General features: G+C 58.5%; 4 protein-coding genes. All 4 read right to left on the reverse strand.

Features of this window, described 5'->3' with window-relative positions; translation table 11 throughout:
• Window positions 1-190: IcmT/TraK family protein (icmT, locus tag E1J61_RS36235; protein ID WP_133098570.1), on the reverse strand; the 190-nt coding region annotated here is incomplete at its 3' end.
• Window positions 187-1,341 (reverse strand): type IV pilus twitching motility protein PilT, encoded by a 1,155-nt coding sequence (locus tag E1J61_RS36240; RefSeq protein ID WP_133098571.1) that lies wholly within the window; start codon window positions 1,339-1,341, stop codon window positions 187-189. The genes E1J61_RS36240 and icmT, both read right to left, overlap by 4 nt.
• Window positions 1,302-2,087, reverse strand: coding sequence for a type IV secretory system conjugative DNA transfer family protein (locus E1J61_RS36245; protein WP_133098572.1), 786 nt, complete (start codon window positions 2,085-2,087; stop codon window positions 1,302-1,304). The genes E1J61_RS36240 and E1J61_RS36245 overlap by 40 nt, the downstream gene beginning before the upstream one ends.
• Window positions 2,088-2,100: 13 nt before the next feature.
• Window positions 2,101-2,454: a DotD/TraH family lipoprotein gene (locus E1J61_RS36250; RefSeq protein WP_165971625.1), complete on the reverse strand. Its 354-nt coding sequence runs from the start codon at window positions 2,452-2,454 to the stop codon at window positions 2,101-2,103.
• Window positions 2,455-2,989: the final 535 nt, after the last annotated feature.

Raw genomic sequence — 2,989 nt, forward strand, 5'->3', positions numbered from 1 at the left:
GGAACACAGGCAGCGTATAGCCCCGCGTCTCCATGAGGCGGAACATCACAATGACTGCGAAGGCAACGCCGAACGTCCACGTACGCATGTGAAACAGCGCGAAGACGAGCGGGAAGAATGCCCGCGCATCCACTGAGGCGATGCGAGGCGTGCGCGCAGCATCGCGCCAGATTGATTTTCTGCCGCTCATGCGCTTGCCTCCCCGGCGTAGCGCTTGTAGGCCTTCACGTCAATGCGCCCTGCTTCCAACAACACCTTCAGTCCATCGCTCATGCTTTGTTTCCGCTCAGCGACCTGGCGGCGCAGGAAGCTGCCCCAGGTCGTGTAGTCCATTTCGCCCATCTCGGCTCGAATCGCATCATTGAAGTACAGCCATTCGCGGACAGCTACGCGGTCTCCATCGAGAGTCGGCACCAGAATCTGCACGACAACGAGACGAATGGACCCGAGCAGCTTGGAGGCCACCGCCGAATGCTGCGCAGGCGGGAAGACTTGAATGGCGCGGCTGATAGTCTCGGCACAGCTGTCTGTATGCATGGTCCCGTATGCACCGTGCCCGGTCAGCGCGGCCTCAACGAGCGTGCCGATTGTTTCGGCATCGCGAGCCTCGCCAATTCCGATGATCGTCGGCTTGCACCGCATGGCATTGCGGATACCCGCAGGAAAGTCGGGGATGTGTCGCCCGATTTGCATCTGCCGAATGCGCGGGCCATTGTTCTTGACCTTCGTATAGAGGAATTCGATTGGATCCTCATAAAGGAGGATCTTCGCGTTGCCCATATGCTCCGAGCAGTGCGCATAGAACGCGGACATCAGCGTCGTTTTGCCCGAGCCGGTAGGTCCGCAGATCAATACGAGTCCGCGTGGCTGGAACAGGTTCTCTTCAATGCCCGCGGGCAAGCCCAACGATTCCAGTGCGACCGGGGTTTCGGGTATCGAACGCATGGTCACGGAAATACCGTCATCGGCATCCCCGATCTGTCCACTGGCAATGTTCACGCGATAGCGGAAGTTCTCGCGTGCGATGGTGAAGCGATACGGTCGGTCCGCATCACGCCCGCCGCGGACAACGCCAATCAGTTCAGCCCCAAAGCCCCCGCTTAGAAGCGCTTTGATTTCTTGGTCTCGTAGGGGTCGCGTGGTCGCTTTTCGTTGGCGACCTTTGATCTCGACCCACGCATAGTCGTTGGTTTGCAGAACGATGTCCGATGCGCCTCGCTCAGAGCAGTAGCTGAGGAACGACTGGCACTCGCTCTCGGAGAAGTTCGGGGCCAGATCAAAAGGCTGGATGTAGTCGAACGTCAATTCACGCCCCCTGCCGGCAACACGGTTGGTTGCCACTTCTTCGGGTCCGTAATAAAGCCCCCTGCATCCGTCATGCGCATGAGCGTATCGCCCACGCGCAGCTCGTTACGGTCGCCGCTCACAACACGGGGAGCCACGGCCACAGTTGGCTCCGAGACCATGCCGTTGTTCAGCAGATAGGAGTACCGCATGATCCCAATGAAGTCGCGGTCGAGTCTGGCGAGGTTTCGCTCCAGGATCTCGTCGGCCAGCTTCTGGCCATGGGCCCAGCCCTCGGCGACGGTCTTCTTCCAGAACGCCTTTTCGGGGCCGGTCTTGGGCAGTGCTGCGGACACAGGCATCGGTATTTCTTTGGTCAGGCGCAAGCCTACGAAGAGATAGTCGCGCCAGGACGGCGGTGTCGTGACTGGCTTGGCCTTCACGACGATCTTGTAGATGCGGTCGGCGACGCGTACCTGCTCGTCGGAAGACTGGACAGCGTCCCGCGCTTCCGTGATGACTGGAGGCAGGAGCCCATTTTTTGTTACGTACGCGGAGAAGCGATATTGCCTGTCGAGCACATAGGCGCGCTTCTCCAAGTCGGCAACCAGCACGGCGCAACGGTCGGCCAGGCCTGCCTTGGAGCCCATGGTCAGCGCTGCCTCTCGCAGCATCGCCGCGCGGACCGGCGTTACTTCAATTTCAGCCGGCGCGGCGTCTGCGGAAAGCGCCGAGATCTTTTCCAGCGTCATCTGTGCCAGCGCTGCCCCATTCCCCAAAAAGAGGGCGGCAGCCAGCGGCATGATCGTCCTTCGACTATTGCGCACGGTAATGCACTTCCAACGATTGCTGCCGGAGCACCACGTCCCCTCGCCCGCCGAGCTGGACGCCGATGTTTTCGAGCACTGCGACAAAGGGAGTGTTCACGGCTTCAATCGCCACCGGGGACGGAACCCGCCGTCCTTTGATATCGAAGGTGAGGCCCTTGGCCTCCGCCATCTTTTTGATTACGTCCGGCGCGTCGCCATGCCACACAACGGTAACGAGATCACCATTGATTTCCACCTTTCCAGGCTTCTGGGCCGGCGACGTCAGCGCGCCTGCGCGTGCGATGTCGACCAACATCGCATCGATCTTTTGTGCAGACGCCGTCAGCTTGGTATCGAGCATGCGAGCCGTCTCATCGACAGGTGCTGGCTGTGCTGCACAAGCAGCCAGGCAGGCCGCAAACGGCAATGTGAGCATGTGAGGACGCTTGAACATCATGGGTAGGCTGGTCCGAAAATTTCGTATCGATCATATCATACGGAATTTTCGCATCAAACAAAAATGTGCACCGTAGGTATGATGCGGAAGCTCATTAGCGCACAGTCGCTGTATGGGCCACGCTGCATTCTTGGTGAGTATCAAGGCCTGGCGGCCTTGTCGATCAGAGTCCTGTTCCAAAAGGCAACAACACAGAGTCTCTACGAGCGCAGAGAAGCTTTCACCCAGTTTGGAATGTCTGTTTGGGTTTACGTTTACGTATACAGCTTTAAAAACGTTTACGAGCCGGAAAGGCTTGTCAGAGGCGACTTAGCGGGCACCTTTCACCCAGTCTAGAATGGGGTTTCACCCCAACTGGAATCGAATCAAGGGTATATATCGCCCAGTCTGGAATGGCAGTTCACCCAATCTGGAATGTGGAGCAGATAGCTTTCACCCA

It is taken from the genome of Cupriavidus sp. L7L (assembly GCF_004353535.1).
Classification (GTDB): Bacteria; Pseudomonadota; Gammaproteobacteria; order Burkholderiales; family Burkholderiaceae; genus Cupriavidus; species Cupriavidus oxalaticus_A.

Bases quoted from the DNA above. Each gene is read 5' to 3' on its own strand.
- E1J61_RS36250 (WP_165971625.1), bottom strand. From the start codon at position 2,454: ATGCTCGATACCAAGCTGACGGCGTCTGCACAAAAGATCGATGCGATG.
- E1J61_RS36245 (WP_133098572.1), bottom strand. From the start codon at position 2,087: ATGCCGCTGGCTGCCGCCCTCTTTTTGGGGAATGGGGCAGCGCTGGCA.